The organism is Pseudomonas lundensis, from assembly GCF_002269125.1.
Classification (GTDB): domain Bacteria; phylum Pseudomonadota; class Gammaproteobacteria; order Pseudomonadales; family Pseudomonadaceae; genus Aquipseudomonas; species Aquipseudomonas lundensis_A.
Map to the genome: position 1 here is coordinate 1 of NZ_NQKI01000015.1, position 17,296 is coordinate 17,296.

Consider the following 17,296-nt stretch of genomic DNA (forward strand, 5'->3'; position numbering starts at 1 on the left):
CCATCTTGGCCTCCTGGCTTTAATGGCGGTGTATTTTACAGAAAATCGTATTTCTTGGGTTTACGTACAGAGCCTAGGCTCTGTACGAAATCAGATGAAACTCATTTGAACCCATCCTGATTACCCGAAGGGTGAAGGTAGCCGTCCGGCCTATCCTTTGATGGCAATGCTGCGGGTTCATCTCATGCAGAACTGATACCGGAGGTCTGGGCCAAGGGCCAAGGCGGGTTGTTGGACGTCGTGCTATCGCCCAACTTCCCTAGCGATCGATGGGTGTATTTGTCCTATGCCCAAAGTAGCGAAGAAGAGGGCAAGGCCGGCACCGTCGTAGGGCGTGGGCGGCTGTCAGACGACCTCACCAAGCTGAGCAATTTTGAAGTCATGTTTACGCAGGCGCCCAAGCTCTCTACCGGCAACCACTTCGGCTCACGCCTGGTGTTTGACCGTGACGGATATTTGTTTATTGCGCTGGGCGAAAACAATCAGCGTCCGACAGCCCAAGACCTCGACAAGCTGCAAGGCAAAGTCGTGCGTATTTATCCGGACGGGCGTGTGCCGGATGACAATCCGTTTGTAGGCCAGGCCAATGTACGCCCGCAGATCTGGTCTTATGGGCATCGCAACCCACAGGGTGCTGCGTTAAACCCTTGGACCGGCACGTTGTGGACCCATGAGCATGGGCCAAAAGGCGGGGACGAAATCAACCTGATCGAACGCGGCAACAATTATGGCTGGCCTATGGCAACCCATGGGATTGACTACTCCTCCAAACCCATTCCGGAAGCGCAGGGCGCGGCGGTCGAAGGCATGAAAGGGCCCAATCATGTCTGGGAGCAATCCCCGGGTATAAGCGGCATGACGTTTTATGACGCCACTCGGTTCACGCCCTGGCAACACAATGTGTTCATTGGGGCATTGGCTGACCAAAACCTGATCCGCCTGCAACTGGACGGGGACAAAGTCGTGCATGAAGAGCGCCTGCTGGGCGAATTGAAGTCGCGGATTCGCGACGTGCAGCAAGGTCCGGACGGTTATCTGTATGTGCTGACCGATGAAAAAGACGGTGTGCTTTATCGCGTGGGTCTGCAGTAGCGTGCAAGCATCCGTGGGCGCCACCCCGTATGGCCGTGGCGCCCCATAAAGAGTTATTCGGCAACGGCCTGCTTGATTTGCTTGGAGGCCGACCAGATGCGATAACGCACTTCAATGTCCTTGGGCACGTACAGCACGATAGGCAGTTTGCTGTTGTAGCGCAGCATGAACCCTTCCCCCACGACCGGTACGAATTCAGCGTGCGTTTTGCCTTCAGGGCAGGCCATCAGCGTTGTCGCCGGGCCGCTGACCTTGTTAAGGCGATACATAGGGTAGCCCCAGCCTTTGAGCGTCTTCTCTTCCAGCTTGCCGCCCAGGCGTTGCTTGTTGCAGTCCACTTGCAGGGCCTTGCCGGCAATGATCTGGACTTTGTAATCGTCTTCATTTTTCTGCGTCGGCAAATGAATGACTTGTCGGCTAAAGCCCTTATCGGCTTTAGGGTAGGGAGCCACGTCTTCCAGTTTGGCGGCGTTGGCAACGCCGCTCAGCGTACTCAACGAAAACAACAGTGCCGCGCTGATGACCAGTGGTTTCATGATGTGTCCTTAAATTCAGTGCAGAAAGAAAGCCTCCGGTTGGATCACGAAAACACCGGAAAGTGCCATAGTTTTGCCATGAGCTAGGTTTTGTTGCAAACCGGGTCATCGTCACGTGCCGTAATAGAGCCTGTGATCATCAAAAACGCAGGCAATTGCGCAGGCCTGGGATAGATCGCTTCTCGCCAGTGTCGAAGTGCCAGTAAACTGCTTTTTTTCCTCCGAATCATTTATTTCCCGAGGTTTTGCATGACACTCAGTCCTCTTGCGGGCAAACCGGCGCCGGCACAGTTGCTGGTCGATATTGCGCGACTGGTGACCGCTTATTACACCGGTCAGCCCGATGCCAGCATTGCGACCCAGCGCGTCGCGTTCGGAACCTCCGGTCATCGCGGCAGCTCGTTTGAGTTAAGCTTCAATGAGTGGCATGTATTGGCCATCAGCCAGGCCATTTGCCTGTACCGTCACGCCAAGGGCATCAATGGCCCACTGTTCGTCGGCATCGACACCCACGCGCTCTCCACCCCGGCCGGGGCGAGCGCTTTGGAAGTCTTCGCTGCCAATGGTGTCGAGACCATGATTGCCGCTGCAGACGAGTACACCCCGACGCCCGCAATTTCCCACGCCATCCTTTGCTATAACCGCGGCCGTACGTCTGGCCTGGCGGATGGTGTGGTGATTACGCCTTCGCATAACCCGCCTGAAAGTGGTGGCTTCAAATACAACCCTCCCAACGGCGGACCGGCAGACACTGACGTCACCAAGTGGATTGAGGCCAAGGCCAACGAATTACTGGCCGCCAGGCTGGCGGGTGTGAAGCGCATCAGTTATGAGCAAGCCCTCAAGGCCAGTACGACGCACCGTCACGACTACCTGAACACTTATGTGGCTGACCTGAAGAACGTCATCGACATGGATACCTTGCGCGGTGCCAATCTGCGTCTGGGAGTCGATCCGCTTGGCGGCGCAGGCGTACGCTACTGGTCAGCAATCGGTGAGCATTACGGCTTGAATCTGGATGTAGTGAACACGTCCGTCGACCCGACGTTCCGCTTTATGTGCGTCGACTGGGACGGGCGGATCCGCATGGACCCGTCCTCGAGCTATGCGATGCAAGGCCTGATCGGCCTGAAAGAGCGTTTTGATGTGGCCTTTGCCTGCGACCCGGATCATGACCGTCATGGCATTGTGACCCCTTCGGGCGGCCTGTTAGCGCCGAACAATTACCTCGCCGTCTCCATCGACTACCTGTTCCGCAATCGTCCGCAATGGCGCGTCGATGCGGCCGTGGGCAAAACCGTGGTCAGCAGCGGGTTGATTGATCGGGTGGCCGCGCGTCTTGGCCGTCGTTTGTACGAAGTGCCAGTGGGCTTCAAGTGGTTTGCCGATGGCCTGTTTGACGGTTCGCTCGGCTTCGGTGGCGAAGAGAGCGCCGGGGCATCGTTCCTGCGGCGCGATGGCAGTGTGTGGTCGACAGACAAGGATGGTTTGATTCCGTCTTTATTGGCCGCAGAGATGACGGCCCGCACCGGTCGCGATCCGTCGCAGTTGTACCAGCAGATGACCGACGACCTGGGACAGCCTTTCTCAACCCGTGTAGATGCCAAGGCGACGCCTGCGCAAAAGGCGCTGCTGGGCAAGCTGTCACCGGATCAGGTCAAGTCGACTACCTTGGCGGGTGAAGCCATCACGCAAATTCTGAGCCATGCCCCCGGCAATCATCAGGCGATTGGCGGCCTGAAGGTCATGACCGAAAACGGATGGTTCGCTGCGCGCCCATCGGGCACCGAAGACATCTACAAGATCTACGCCGAGAGCTTCATCGGCGACGAGCACCTCAACCGGTTGGTTGAAGAAGCTCAAGTGTTGGTCGACGCCGCAATCGCCTGACCCCAGCTGCAAAAACGCCTGATCCCTTTACAGGACCAGGCGTTTTAAAAGGGCGGCTATCAACCCTGGGTGTTGAGTTGCACCCGTTGTTGCATTTGTTCGTTGCACGCTCGGGCTTGCTGCAGCATCGCTTCGAACGGGGCGCTCATGATCGCGTCATGGCTCAGCCAACTGTGTTTTTGCGTCACGGAGTACCGGTAACGGTATTCACCTTTATTGCGCTGGCTGCTCAGCTCCAGATCAAACCAGGGTGAATTGACCTTGCAGGTGTTGATGAGCTTGGCCACCTTGGCACCTGAAAGGGTGATGTCGTAGGTCATCGTTTCCGGATCCCCCATATACAAGTCTGCCAGTTGGCCTGTGCGTCGATAGTTCATCAGGCTGTCCCAGCGCTCGGTCATGAACGCGGGTTTATAGATCAACTGCCCGGCCATGTTCTCCAATGGGCGCAGGTTGGTCAGGCGGGCGTGAACCCTATAATGCTGCGGGACCACAAAACCGGTTTTTTCACGGGTGATGGTGCAATCACTGATCTCTTTGCCAAAGTTGTTACACAGGTTCAGGTCGGTGGCAGAGACCCCTGATTCCGTGTCGGCGTAGCTGAGCTGCATCAACATCATTTGCCCCATCTGCACCTGCGCCGTGGTGCGCGCCTGTCCTTCGTCATTGAAGTGTTCAAACTTTTTCACGTCCATGCTCACAGTAGCCGGGGCTTCGGGGATGTGTTCCTGACGCACCGTGCCTTGATCATCGATGACCAGCGCCCAGCGATCCTGAATGTCCGGCATGCTGCGCCCTGGCATGAACACCGGATTGGTCGGGTCCAGCCACCAGACGTGCCCATCGACTTCAGCACGCACGATGGCGTGGTTGGCGGAGCTGGTGCCGGGCAGCAGCAGGCTGAGCGGCGTTGTGCCCCGGCTGACCCAGGTGGTGTGCGCGTTGATGCCACTGGCTTTTAACATGGCCGTCAGCAACACCGATAAATCCTTGCAGTCGCCGTAGCCACGCACTTCGATCTCGCTCAGGCTGAATGGCACATACCCTCGGTCGGTAGCGCGCCAGTCGCCCATGTAGCGGTATTGATCGTGGATGTACTGCATCACACCGGCTACTTGCTGTGCAGGCGGCAAGCCCTTGAGCCCGGAGACGGTTTTTGCGGCACCGGCAGGCAGGCGCGCAGCGAGAATTTCGTTGTAGCGTTTGGCGAAAGGCCCGAAGTAATCCTGTAACTGGCTAGAGCTGCCGATTTCAACCCGTGGCACCTGGCGGATGTAGCCATTGCCTGCTTCGTTGATGTAATTCACAAAGCGCGGTTTCTTTTGCTCGATCACCAGCGTTTTGTGATCGGCCGAGGGTGTGAAGATGAAATCCTCCATCTGTTCGCTGCGCCAGACAATCGGCTGCTCGGCGGTGAACGTGCCTTTGAACACATCCGTGCGAACCGGGCTGGGGCCGAATGTCATCTGGTAATGGAAGTGCTCCATCAGCGGTTTGGCCGTGGTGTGTTCACGCACGGTGTAGGTGAGCTGGGTGCCGACGCGCAGGTTTGGAAACGCAATGGACGTTTGTTTGGCCCGCAAAAAGCCCTGATCCGGGTTGGGTGCCATACGCGTGTCGATTTGCGATTCAGCCAATGGCTGCGGTGTGCCACCGGGCTGGGTGGAGTGGGCGTCGATGATGTCCAGCCGGTCCGTTTCGGGGAAGCTGAAGTCAATGCGCGATAGCATCTCTCGCCCATTGTTGGTCAGGATGGTGTAACGGTAAGTGGTGGTGCAGTCGCTGCTGGTGTCTTTGTTGAAGTGGCAGGTGCGTTGTGTTTCGCCGGCCAGCGCCGCATCTGACGCTGGTTGCAATGCCGCGAAAGAGGGCAGGCTGACAATCCCCAATGTTGCGCAAATCAACGATTTGCTGAAAGTAAAGCGGTGCATGAGCGCCTCAGGTCATTCCTTTAAAGCAGCACCTGCGACGTTTTAATGATTGTTGATTAGCGGTGTAGGGTTCTGCGCGAGTGGCGGATGATAATCGATCTCAACTGTAATTTCTACATTGTAGGACAATTAATGCAGCGGAGAGGCCCGAGCTAGAGCCTTCTCCAATTATCAGGCGGCAGGAAGCGGCTGGCACACATCGACCCACTGCGCGTTGACCAGCGCTGCCAGGCGCGTGGGGCATAGCTTTACCGCGGTGTGCGTGGCGCCCGCGGCAGGCATGACTTCGGTAAAGCTTTGCAGGGAAATGTCGCAGTAAACGGGCAGGTCAGTCGCCAGCCCGAAAGGGCAGACACCGCCGACTGGATGACTGGTGAGTGCCACCACGGTTTCGGCGTCCAGCATTTTGGCTTTGCTGCCCAAGGCGTCTTTGATCTTTTTGTTATCGATCCGCGCGTCACCTCGAGCTACCAGTAATACGTTGCGCTCGCCAACGCGAAAGGCCAGGGTTTTGGCGATTTGACCGGGTTCGACCCCATGGGCTTCGGCGGCCAGTGCAACCGTCGCCGTGCTGGTGGCCAATTCGATGATGTGCAGGTCGGGGGCGTTGGCGTTAAAGAACGCACGTACAGATTCAAGGCTCATTAGGCTTCGCTCGTGGGGGCAAAAGCCTGAATCTAGTGAAGCCGCAAGCGCACTGTCAATGCGCCTTGCGGCGGTATCGCGTTTAGATGTCCAGGCAGATTTTGCCGAAATGCTGGTTGGTTTCCTGGTATTTGAAGGCTTCAACAATATCGGTCAGCGGGAAGTGACGATCGATGACCGGACGCATGCCGTTGGCATTGATGGCGCGGATCATGTCTTGTTGCTGACTGCGGCTGCCGACCAGCACGCCCTGCAGGCGAACTTGCTTGACCAGTGCAGGTACGAAGTCCATGGCGCCGCTGACGCCGCTCAAAATGCCAATGATCGAGATGTGCCCGGCGACGCGCACGGCAATCATCGATTGCTCAAGGGTCGCGGGGCCACCCACTTCGATGATGTGATCGACGCCACGGCCCCCGGTCAGTGCGCGGGCGGTCTCGCCCCAACGGGTGTCTTTGCGGTAGTTGATGACGTGGTCGGCCCCCAGCGCTTTCAGACGCTCCAGCTTTTCATCGCTGGAGGAGGTGGCAATGACGGTTGCACCGGCCATTTTCGCGAATTGCAGAGCAAAAATTGAAACCCCTCCCGTGCCTTGTACCAGCACGGTGTCGCCGGGTTTGAGCGAGTCATCGGCCATCAGCGCACGCCAGGCTGTCAGGCCCGCGGTGGTCAGGGTCGAGGCTTCAGCGTGGCTGTAACCGGTCGGGGCCAGTGTGAAAGCGGTCGCTTTGGCCGTCACGTGCTCGCGGGCGTAGCCGTCAATGCCATCCCCCGGAACGGTGACAAACCCTTCCACCAACGGAGTGCCATCAATCCACTCGGGGAAGAAAGTGCTGACGACTGAATCCCCGACCTTGAATTCGGTTACGTCCGGGCCTACCGCGATCACTTCTCCCGCACCATCGGCCATCGGGATGCGCTTTTCAGACGGCCCCCACATGCCGCTAACCACAGCGAAATCGTGATAGTTCAGGGAGTTGGCATGCAGTCGCACGGTAATTTCGCCGCCCGCTGGCGCGCGCACTTCGCTGCTGCCGACAACCACGTTGTCATAGCCACCACCGGGTTGGACGAAAATGGTTTTAGTGCTCATGGAAGTTCCTCATATTTTTACATTACGCAAAACGACGAAATGTATAGGTAAAAATTACAACTCGATTTTCAGCCTAGCCGCAAAGTCATCAATCGCCTGCTCGTTGCGCCGGTAATAGGTCCATTTGCCAATGCGCGTGGTCAAGACAAAGCCGGCACGCTGCAAAATGGCCAGATGCGCGGAAGCCGTGGAGGGTGAAAGCCCTGCCTTGTGCTGCAAGTGGGTCACGCAGACACCGATAGCAGGATCTCCGTGATCCTGTGGCGGGAAATGGGTAAGTGGGTCTTTGAGCCACTCCATCATTTGCATGCGAGTGTCATTGCCCAGCGCTTTGAGCTGTTCGAGAATCATGGGCGGCGATATTACGCCTTTTAACGAAATGTTCAACCCGCACGCCTGATATGCCGGGCGCGGCAATGGCGCGCAGGTGGGCCGGATGTTTTGCAATTCAGGGGTCAATCCTGTATTTGTTGCGCCATTGAGCCTTGGCCAAGGCTCACTTGTCTTATGAACCTGCCCCTCAGGAACCATGATGCCTAACCAGTTCCCCGCTGTTCGCCCGCGTCGTTTGCGTCGCTCCCAAACCCTTCGCGACCTGTTCCAGGAAACCGAATTCAGCCTTAATGACCTGGTGTTGCCGATTTTTGTTGAGGAAGAAATCGACGACTTCGTGCCCATTACCAGCATGCCGGGTGTCATGCGCATCCCTGAGTCGAAACTGGCGGGCGAAATCGAGCGGTACGCGCGCGCCGGTATCAAGTCAGTGATGCTGTTTGGCGTGTCGCACCATCTGGACGCCACTGGCAGCGATGCCATGCGTGAAGACGGGCTGGTGTCGCGCATGGTGCGCATCAGCAAAGACGCGGCGCCGGACATGGTGGTCATGAGCGACACCTGCTTCTGCGAATACACCTCCCACGGCCACTGCGGCGTGATGCATGACCATGGCGTGGACAACGACGCGACGTTGATCAATCTCGGCAAGCAAGCCGTGGCAGCTGCGGCTGCGGGCGCTGACTTCATCTCGCCTTCGGCCGCGATGGATGGCCAGGTGCAAGCGATTCGCAGTGCGCTGGATGGCGCGGGGTTTCTGGACACGTCGATCATGGCGTATTCCACCAAGTTCGCCTCGGCCCTGTACGGCCCGTTCCGTGAAGCAGGCGGCAGTGCATTGAAGGGCGACCGCAAGTCATACCAAATGAACCCGATGAACCGCCGCGAAGCGATTCGCGAGTCCTTGCTGGACGAACAGGAGGGCGCGGACGTCTTGATGGTCAAGCCGGCCGGGGCTTATCTGGATATCATTCGCGACATCCGTGAAGCCTCGCGTTTACCGCTGGCGGCATATCAGGTCAGCGGCGAATACGCGATGATCAAGTTTGGCGCACAGGCGGGGGCCATCGATGAGGCCCGTGTGGTGCGTGAAAGCCTGGGCTCGATCAAGCGCGCCGGTGCCGACATGATCCTCACCTACTTTGCGATGGACCTTGCCCTGCAAGGCATTTAAGTCGCCAGCGGCAAACGGCGTACCCGCGCAGTTTGCCGCCATTCACATCTTTCTTGACGTCCGTCAATAACGCTGCGGCGCTTTTTGTCATATTCCTTAGGGTTGATTTTTCCTCGCGTGCGAGCGGAAGTTGGCTATGGTCATTAGATAAAAAAGCCTGAGCGTATCCCGTCACCGTGAGGCGGGAACGACTCTGTGTCCGGCATAGCGCACGGATCTTGAGGAGATTTATGGACGTCGGCAGAAGACAGTTCGTCAAACTTTGTACGGCCGGTGTAGCCACGGCCACAGTTGCATCACTCGGGTTTGCCCCCGGTCTTGCTCAAGCAGATCCCTCCCGCCAATACAAACTGTTACGCGCCAAAGAAACCCGTAACAACTGCACCTATTGCTCGGTGGGTTGCGGGATCTTGATGTACAGCCTGGGTGACGGCGCGAAGAACGTCAAAGCCCGCATCTTCCATATCGAAGGCGACCCGGATCACCCGGTCAGCCGAGGCTCGCTGTGCCCCAAAGGCGCTGGCCTGATTGACTTCATCTACAGCGAACAGCGTCTTAAATACCCGGAATACCGCGCCCCCGGCTCCAACGAGTGGCAACGCATCAGTTGGGACGAAGCCATCACCCGTATCACCCGTTTGATGAAAGACGACCGGGACGCCAACTTTATCGAAAAGAACGCCGACGGCGTGACCGTTAACCGCTGGTTGACCACGGGCATGCTGTGCTCGTCGGCGGCCAGTAACGAAACCGGCTTCCTCGATCAACGTTTCACCCGTGCGCTGGGCATGCTCGGCATCGATTGCCAGGCGCGGCTGTGTCACGCACCTACTGTATCGGCCCTGGCGCCAACGTTGGGCCGCGGTGCGATGACCAACAACTGGGTTGATATCAAAAATGCCAACGTGGTGCTGATCATGGGCGGCAACCCCGCCGAAGCGCACCCGGTGGGTTTCAAATGGGTGGTCGAAGCCAAGATCCGTAATGGCGCCAAAGTCATCGTGGTCGATCCGCGCTTCAACCGCAGTGCTGCGGTGGCGGATCTCTACTCGCCGATCCGCGCTGGGTCTGACATTGCCTTCCTGATGGGCATGATCAACTACCTGATCACCCATGACCGCATTCACCATGAGTATGTGCGGGCCTACACCAACGCGCCGCTGATCGTGCGTGACAGCTATACCTTCGAAGAAGGCCTGTTCAGCGGTTTTGATCCGGCCAAAAAGCAATACGATCGCAGCGAATGGATGTATGAAGTCGACGAAAACGGCTTCGCCCGACGCGACGAAACCTACAGCCATCCGCGCTGTGTGTGGAACCTGCTTAAAGCCCACGTCAGCCGTTACACGCCCGACGTCGTGACTGACATTTGCGGCACGCCTAAAGAAGACTTCCTGGAAATTTGCCGCATCATCGGTGAAACCAGTGTGCCGAATCGCACCACGACCTTCCTCTATGCGCTGGGTTGGACTCACCACTCCAGTGGCGTGCAGATGATTCGCGGTGCCGGAATGATTCAATTGCTGCTCGGCAACATCGGCATGGCTGGCGGCGGCGTTAACGCCTTGCGCGGCCACTCCAATATTCAGGGTTACACCGACATTGGGCTGCTGTCGTTGCGGTTGCCGGGCTACATGAATTTGCCCAGTGACCAGCAAACCGATTTGGCCACTTACCTCAAACAAACCACACCCAAGGCCTTGTTGCCCGAACAGGTCAACTACTACCAAAACACGCCAAAATTTTTCACCAGCATGATGAAAACCTTCTGGGGTGATAACGCTACCACAGCCAACGACTGGGGGTTTGACTGGTTGCCCAAGTGGGATAAAAGTTACGACGTGTTGCGCTATCTGGAGATGATGTACGACGGGCAGGTCAATGGGTACATTGCCCAAGGCTTCAACCCGATTGCGGCCTTCCCGGACAAAAACAAGGCCAGCGCCGCGTTGTCCAAACTCAAGTACCTGGTGATCATTGACCCGCTGGTGACCGAGACCTCCAGCTTCTGGAAGAACTACGGCGACCAGAACGACGTCGATACCGCCAGCATCAAGACCGAAGTGTTCCGTTTGCCATCCTCCTGTTTTGCCGAAGAAAACGGCTCCATCGTCAACTCGGGCCGCTGGCTGCAATGGCATTGGGCAGGTGCAGCGCCGCCGAATGAAGCGTGGCATGACGGCAAAATTTTGGGCCATCTGTTCGTCAAACTTCGCCAGATGTATGAGCAAGAAGGTGGCGCTAACCCCGCGCCGCTGTTGAACATGGCGTGGAATTACCGTGACCCGCTGGACCCCACGCCCGAAGAAGTGGCGCAAGAGGCCAACGGCTTTGCACTGGAAGATCTCAAAGACGCACAGGGCAATGTCACGGTGCGTAAAGGGGAATTGCTCAGCGACTTCTCGCAATTGCGCGATGACGGCACCACCGCCAGTTTCAACTGGATATTTGCCGGCTCCTGGACCCCGCAAGGCAACCAGATGGCACGCCGCGACAACGCCGACCCATCAGGCCTGGGCAGTACGCTGGGCTGGGCCTGGGCGTGGCCGCAAAACCGTCGCATCCTCTACAACCGTGCGTCAGCCGACCCTCAAGGCAAGCCTTGGGACCCGGCGCGCAAAATCATTGAGTGGAACGGCCAGCGCTGGACCGGCATCGATGTGCCGGACTTCCCGGCCACCCTGCCGCCCGGCAGTAAGGCCAGCCCATTCATCATGCTGCCTGAAGGGGTAGGGCGTTTATACGCCATTGATACGTTGGTGGACGGTCCGTTCCCGGAACATTACGAGCCGACGGAATCACCCACAGGGCGCAACCCGCTGCACCCGAGTACGGTTTACAACCCTACGGTGCGTATTTTTCCTTACGACCAGGCGCGACTGGGGACAGCAGCAGAATTTCCGTACGTCGCCACCACGTACTCGATCACGGAACTGTTCCGCCATTGGACCAAACACTCGCGTATCAACGCCGTGTTGCAGCCGGAACAGTTCATTGAGATTGGCGAAAACCTGGCGAATAAGAAAGGCATTGTCCAGGGTGACTGGGTCAAGGTCAGCACCAAGCGCGGCTACATCAAGGCCAAAGCGGTGGTGACCAAACGCATCCGCACCCTGCAAGTGGGCGGGCAGGAGGTCGATACCATCGGCATTCCGTGCCATTGGGGATACGAAGGGGAAACCCGCAAGGGCTACCTGGCCAACACCCTGACCCCAGCCATCGGCGACGCGAATGCGCAGACGCCTGAGTACAAGGCTTTCCTTGTCAACGTGGAAAAGGCGTAAGGGAGAAAGCTCATGTCCATGCAATCCCAAGACATTATCAAGCGCTCTGCGACCAATAGCCTGACGCCCGCCCCACAGGTGCGTGACAGTGAAGTGCACGTGGCCAAACTGATCGACGTCACCATCTGCATCGGCTGCAAGGCCTGCCAGGTGGCGTGCGGTGAGTGGAACGACCTGCGAGATGAGGTTGGTCATAACGTGGGGGTTTATGACAACCCGGCGGACTTGTCGGCCGAAACCTGGACCCTGATGCGTTTCGACGAGGTGGAAGACGAAAACGGCAAGCTTGAATGGCTCATCCGCAAGGACGGCTGCATGCACTGCGCTGACCCAGGCTGCCTCAAAGCGTGTCCGGCGCCGGGGGCGATCGTGCAATATGCCAACGGCATTGTCGATTTTCGCTCGGACCACTGCATCGGGTGTGGCTATTGCATCGCAGGCTGTCCGTTCGATGTGCCGCGCATCAGCAAGAAGGACAACAAAGCCTATAAGTGCACGTTGTGCATTGACCGCGTGAGCGTGGGTCAGGAGCCGGCCTGTGTTAAGACGTGCCCGACCGGGGCCATCAACTTCGGCAGCAAAGCCGACATGAAACACTTGGCCAATGAGCGGGTGGCCGAACTCAACACCCGCGGTTTCGCACATGCCGGGGTGTATGACCCACAAGGCGTGGGCGGCACCCACGTGATGTACGTGTTGCAACATGCCGACAAACCGCAGCTTTACCACAATCTGCCAGCCGACCCTCGGATCAGCAATGTGGTGGAAGGCTGGAAAGGCTGGCTCAAGCCCGTCGCCGCAGTGGCGTTTTTTGCCACCTTGGCAGGCACGCTGTTCCACTACGTTGGCGTAGGACCGTTGACCACCGATGAGTCGGACGACGACATCGACGCTGATAAAAAAGCCCCCACGCCCACGGAACAGGAGAAGCACTCATGAACCCTAAAGACATGATTCTGCGTACCCCGTTTGCCGAGCGCATGTGCCACTGGCTGATGGTCATTTGTTTCATGTTGGTGGCGCTGTCGGGGTTGTCGTGGTTTTTCCCGTCGATGAGCTGGCTTAGCCATGTATTGGGCACTCCGCAGCTGGCGCGGATCCTGCACCCGTTCCTGGGTGTGGTGGTGTTTTTGGCCCTCATGTTCCTGTTCGTGCGATTGGTGAAGTACAACATGCCAGAACCCCAAGACCGCCTGTGGTTCGCCAACGTCAAGGATGTCCTGATGGGCCGTCACACCACGTCGTTGCAGGTGGGTAAATACAATGCAGGGCAAAAGCTGTTGTTCTGGGGAATCATGGGCCTGATCACGCTGTTGTTGATCAGTGGCATTTTGATCTGGCGTCCTTACTTTGCGCCGTTTTTCCCGATTCCAGTGATACGCGTCGGGGCGCTGATGCATTCATTGACCGGTATTTGCCTGATCCTGCTGGTTATTGGCCACGCCTATATGGGGTTTTGGGTCAAAGGCTCGATCGGCGGCATGGTCACCGGTTACGTCTCGCGCAAGTGGGCTAAAACCCACCACGATCGCTGGTTTAAACAGATTGATTCGAAGAAGGACCATCCATGAGCAGCATCAAGCTGACGCCGATTGAAACACCTACCGGTGGAATCGGCCGGATTACGCCCTTGTTGTTGCCCTCGCTCAAACAACGTTATCAGCGGCGCGCCGAACGTTTGCAGGCGCTGGCCATCGACCATCCAATGGCGGACTACCTGAACTTTGTGGCGCGCCTGGTTCAGGCGCAGCAACACGTCCTGGTACAGCATCCATTGCCTGCACAGTGGGTTGATGCGGCCACTGCGCGCATGGGGCAAGGAGGTGCACCGCTGGATTACGTCACACTGCCACGCGACGGCTATTGGCAAGAGGTGTTGTTGGCCATGCTCGATCAACTGCCTCAAGCCACTGATGCAGTTGAGGAGGTGATTGCCGGGTTACGTGATACCCAAGCCGATCAACTGGACCGTCAGGCCAGCGCACTGCTCAGTGGCCATCACAGCGAAGTCGGCAGTGGCAGAGCGCTGTTTATCTGGGCGGCGCTCTCGTTGTATTGGACGCAGCTGGCCGCGCAATTACCGGCAAGCGGGCACGCTGACTATGGTGAGCATCGCCAGTTTTGCCCGGTGTGTAATAGCGAACCATCGACCAGCGTGGTGTTGGGTGGTGCTCAAAATGGGCTTAGGTATTTGCATTGCCGCTTGTGTGAAAGCCGTTGGCACATGGTCAGAGCCAAATGCAGCAATTGCGAGCAGACTGGCAACCTCGACTATTGGTCGCTGGACAGTAAAGAAGCCAGCATCAAGGCTGAAAGCTGTCTGGATTGTCACAGTTACCTGAAGGTCTTGTACCTGGACCGGGATTCAACGCTGGAAACCTTCGCAGATGACCTGGCCTCACTGATGCTCGATGCCAAAATTGAAGAGCAAGGGTTTGCCCGCAGCGGGCTGAACCCATTTTTGTTCCCAGGCTAGGCGATGCCACTGAAGAAAACGGTGCCGGGTCGTGTGCCGGGTCGTGTGCCGGCCAGGCAGCCTGCTCAGCCACGCTGACGGCATATCGGTTGAAACCGCTGGCGGTGTCAATGCGTAAATCAGTGGTTGCGTGCAGTCAACGCCTGAGCCCAATGCGCCGGGTCATTCACCGTGGCCTGGTGCGCTTCAAGCATGCCGGGTATTTCCTGTTTGAGAAATTCGACCCAGGTTTTGACTTTAGCATCCAGAAATCGGCGTGAAGGGTAGAGCGCGTAAATGCTTTTTTCGTGCAGCCGGTAGTGCGGCAACAAGCGCACCAAGCCTTTGCGTTTGTATGAGTCCACGGCAACGTAATCGGGCAGCAAGCACACGCCGAGTCCTGCTTCAGCGGCCTGGGCCATGGCTTCTGCGACATTGACCTGAAACACCTCGCCGGGGCGTACGGATTGCTCACCCTGCTCATCACGGAATACCCAGCTATCCGTAAACATCGGATCGACCAGATGCAGGCAGCGGTGGTTGGCAAGGTCGTCAGGCGTTTGCGGAATACCATAGCGCTCGAGGTAGGAGGGCGCGGCACTGATCACGCTGGAGATAGTGCCCAGCGCTTGGCCTACCAGCTCGGAGTCGGGCAAGTGAGAAGACAGCGTGATGACCACATCATGGCCTTCTTCGAGTAAATCGGGCTGACGCTGTGAAAGGGTCAAATCCACATTGACCTCTGGATACAGTTGCGCATAACGCGCCACCAACGGCGCAAGCAGTTGGATGCCTATGCCGGTGGTTGATTGCACCCGCAAATGACCACGCGGTGTTAAGTGCGCGCCACCGGCTTCAGCATTGGCGTCTTCAACTTCGGCCAATATCAGGCGGCAACGTTCCAGGTAGCGGGTTCCGACTTCGGTCAGCGCCAGACGCCGTGTGCTGCGTTGCAGCAAGCGTGCCTGCAGCGAGGCTTCCAGTTCACTCAACAGACGCGAAGTTTGCGCCGTGGAGTAGCCTAATACCTGAGCAGCGGCCGTGAAGCTGCCGGTTTCGACCACTCGCACGAAAACCCGCATCGCCTGAAAAATATCCATCCTGATTGTTGCTCCACACGTCAGCGTGTTTTTTTGTGGCGCAGATGATTACACAGGCAGGGAAAATATGCCGCTTTGACATCACGGGGCGTTTTATCCGCGTTCCGAACCTGAGGAACGCAGGCAGGCCTCATGGATGTTTACGGCACTAAACGATTGTCCCCAATAGAAAGCGTTTGGATCCATTATTTATATAGGCTGGAAGGGCTGTATTTAGGCGCTGACTCAGAGATCGTCGTAGGAAGTTTCTTAACTTTTTGAAGTAAATTGTCTTTCGGAATGAGAACGGATCTTTGTTTATAAGAAAATTACGAGATATCACTTTGGCATCACTTGATTTTGGCGCGGTATGTGCTTGATTCTAAATGCAGGGATCTTTTTCTAGAATGGTCTGTCTGACGTAGCTTGAGAAAGGCCTAGCCGATAGGTGTTTAAACAGTCAAGCGGTGAACTTGCCAAGAAGTTCTACTCACAAGGTGCATTTTTTGAAAACTATTCAGCATCCGCTAGCAGAAACTTCGACTGACGAAATTGATCTGTTTGCTCTGATTCAATCACTCTGGCAACAAAAGAAACTGATCCTGGGCACCACCTGTGTGGTAGGCGCCCTGGCCTTGGGCTACGCCATGCTTGCTCCGCGTGAGTACCAGGCCAGCACCGTGCTCAGGCCGGCGGCGATCAATGAGTTGGATGCCCTCAACCGTTCGGAGGTCTACAAGCTGCCACCGACCGAAGCCCTGCTCAAAGTTGGTGCAGCGCTGGATTCCTACGAAACGCGCTTCAATTTTTTTGAATCGCATCTGGAACTGTTTGAGCCGTTGCAAAAAAAAGGAGTAACGCTCGAGCAAAGTTTCGAAATTTTTAACCGCGATGCCATCAACCTCATACAACCGGATCCAAAAAAGCAGGATTCGCTCAGCCCTTTCCTCAAATTGGAAATGACGTATCCCGAGAGTGTTGACGGGGTAAAAATTCTTAACGGTTTTGTTGAATACGCGATCAATAATCAGCGTGCCCAAATTGGTGCAGACCTCAAAGTCATCATTAATAACCGACTTAGAGAGCTGGAAGAAAAAATTGATGCTGCTCGCTCCGGTTACAAGTCAGATAAAGAAGGCAAGATTGCGACACTGATTGAAACCGATACGCTTGAGCGCGCAAAACTGAAAGATGAGTTGCAGGCATTGCGCCTGCAGTTAAAAACCGAACGCGAGTCGCGTATTGCACAGCTCTCGGAAGCCATTTCGATTGCACGTTCATTGGGTATTACCCGTCCCACAACACCCTCTGCCATGTCGGACGCCGGTAAAGGCTCAACCCAAGTGATGCGCACGGAAATCACCTCTCAAAGCATTCCGTTGTATTTCATGGGCACTCAAGCCCTTGAAGCCGAGCGCGCCGCGTTGCTTAAACGGACATCGGACGATTTCACCGACAAACGCATCTCAACCATCGGCAAAAAATTGCAGATGCTGGAGGTCAATCGACAGGTTGAACAGCTCGCAAAACGCTCGAATGAAGATTTGTTCCTGAAAAACATCGAGCCGCTGCGAGCTGAAGTTGTACGTCTTGGCAATTTGAATACCGACATGAGCAAGCTGGGAATTGTCAGCATCGATCGTAAGGCACAGACACCGGCCAGTCCGAGCAAGCCCAAAAAGGCGCTGATTGTCGGGCTAGGTCTGATACTGGGTTGTTTGCTGGGGCTGGGCATCGCCACGGTGCGTTTTTTGGTTGTCAGCCGCCGTGTGGCGTCGTAATCG

The 17,296-nt window shown here is 56.8% G+C and carries 13 protein-coding genes and 1 pseudogene; 8 read left to right on the forward strand and 6 right to left on the reverse strand.

All coding sequences use genetic code 11. From position 1 onward, the window contains the following. Positions 1-195: 195 nt before the first annotated feature. Positions 196-1,092: pseudogene (locus CJF39_RS11285) on the forward strand (PQQ-dependent sugar dehydrogenase); the annotation flags it as partial. Positions 1,093-1,145: 53 nt separating this feature from the next. Here the strand turns inward: CJF39_RS11285 and eco are convergent. Further along, on the reverse strand, positions 1,146-1,628 hold the full coding sequence (gene eco, locus CJF39_RS11290) for a serine protease inhibitor ecotin (protein WP_094993502.1): 483 nt from the start codon (positions 1,626-1,628) through the stop codon (positions 1,146-1,148). Between the two features lie 249 nt (positions 1,629-1,877). On the opposite strand from eco, the gene pgm reads away from it, so the two are divergent. Beyond that, the gene (gene pgm, locus CJF39_RS11295; RefSeq protein WP_094993503.1) at positions 1,878-3,518 is read left to right on the forward strand and encodes a phosphoglucomutase (alpha-D-glucose-1,6-bisphosphate-dependent); all 1,641 of its coding nucleotides are present in this window, start codon (positions 1,878-1,880) and stop codon (positions 3,516-3,518) included. Positions 3,519-3,577: 59 nt separating this feature from the next. Here the strand turns inward: pgm and CJF39_RS11300 are convergent, their stop codons facing one another. The 4 genes from CJF39_RS11300 to CJF39_RS11315 all read right to left on the reverse strand — a co-directional run bounded on the left by CJF39_RS11300 (position 3,578) and on the right by CJF39_RS11315 (position 7,538). Then, positions 3,578-5,449: a DUF3857 domain-containing transglutaminase family protein gene (locus CJF39_RS11300; protein WP_094993504.1), complete on the reverse strand. Its 1,872-nt coding sequence runs from the start codon at positions 5,447-5,449 to the stop codon at positions 3,578-3,580. 171 nt (positions 5,450-5,620) lie between these two features. Continuing rightward, positions 5,621-6,094 (reverse strand): YbaK/EbsC family protein, encoded by a 474-nt coding sequence (locus tag CJF39_RS11305; RefSeq protein WP_094993505.1) that lies wholly within the window; start codon positions 6,092-6,094, stop codon positions 5,621-5,623. Positions 6,095-6,176: 82 nt separating this feature from the next. Further along, positions 6,177-7,187 carry a zinc-dependent alcohol dehydrogenase family protein gene (locus CJF39_RS11310; protein WP_094993506.1) on the reverse strand — a complete coding sequence of 337 codons (1,011 nt, stop codon included), beginning with the start codon at positions 7,185-7,187 and terminating at the stop codon, positions 6,177-6,179. Positions 7,188-7,241: 54 nt separating this feature from the next. Beyond that, entirely contained in the window at positions 7,242-7,538 is a 297-nt protein-coding gene (locus tag CJF39_RS11315; protein ID WP_047274754.1) for an ArsR/SmtB family transcription factor, read from the reverse strand. 181 nt (positions 7,539-7,719) lie between these two features. Here CJF39_RS11315 and hemB point away from each other — a divergent pair, with 181 nt between their 5' ends. The 5 genes from hemB (at position 7,720) to fdhE (ending at position 14,454) form a co-directional block, all read left to right on the forward strand. Next, positions 7,720-8,694: a porphobilinogen synthase gene (gene hemB, locus CJF39_RS11320; protein ID WP_094993507.1), complete on the forward strand. Its 975-nt coding sequence runs from the start codon at positions 7,720-7,722 to the stop codon at positions 8,692-8,694. Positions 8,695-8,924: 230 nt separating this feature from the next. Then, positions 8,925-11,978, forward strand: a complete 3,054-nt coding sequence (gene fdnG, locus CJF39_RS11325; RefSeq protein ID WP_094993508.1) for a formate dehydrogenase-N subunit alpha — start codon at positions 8,925-8,927, stop codon at positions 11,976-11,978. A gap of 18 nt (positions 11,979-11,996) precedes the next feature. Further along, complete coding sequence (gene fdxH / locus CJF39_RS11330; RefSeq protein WP_275942194.1) at positions 11,997-12,917, forward strand: formate dehydrogenase subunit beta; 921 nt, start codon at positions 11,997-11,999, stop codon at positions 12,915-12,917. Next, positions 12,914-13,549 (forward strand): formate dehydrogenase subunit gamma, encoded by a 636-nt coding sequence (locus CJF39_RS11335; protein ID WP_094993510.1) that lies wholly within the window; start codon positions 12,914-12,916, stop codon positions 13,547-13,549. The genes fdxH and CJF39_RS11335 overlap by 4 nt, the downstream gene beginning before the upstream one ends. Beyond that, the gene (gene fdhE, locus CJF39_RS11340) at positions 13,546-14,454 is read left to right on the forward strand and encodes a formate dehydrogenase accessory protein FdhE (protein WP_094993511.1); all 909 of its coding nucleotides are present in this window, start codon (positions 13,546-13,548) and stop codon (positions 14,452-14,454) included. The genes CJF39_RS11335 and fdhE overlap by 4 nt, the downstream gene beginning before the upstream one ends. A gap of 119 nt (positions 14,455-14,573) precedes the next feature. Here the strand turns inward: fdhE and CJF39_RS11345 are convergent, their stop codons facing one another. Beyond that, positions 14,574-15,533, reverse strand: coding sequence for a LysR family transcriptional regulator (locus tag CJF39_RS11345; RefSeq protein ID WP_094993512.1), 960 nt, complete (start codon positions 15,531-15,533; stop codon positions 14,574-14,576). 485 nt (positions 15,534-16,018) lie between these two features. On the opposite strand from CJF39_RS11345, the gene CJF39_RS11350 reads away from it, so the two are divergent. Beyond that, positions 16,019-17,293: a Wzz/FepE/Etk N-terminal domain-containing protein gene (locus CJF39_RS11350; protein ID WP_249275350.1), complete on the forward strand. Its 1,275-nt coding sequence runs from the start codon at positions 16,019-16,021 to the stop codon at positions 17,291-17,293. Positions 17,294-17,296 lie beyond the last annotated feature (3 nt).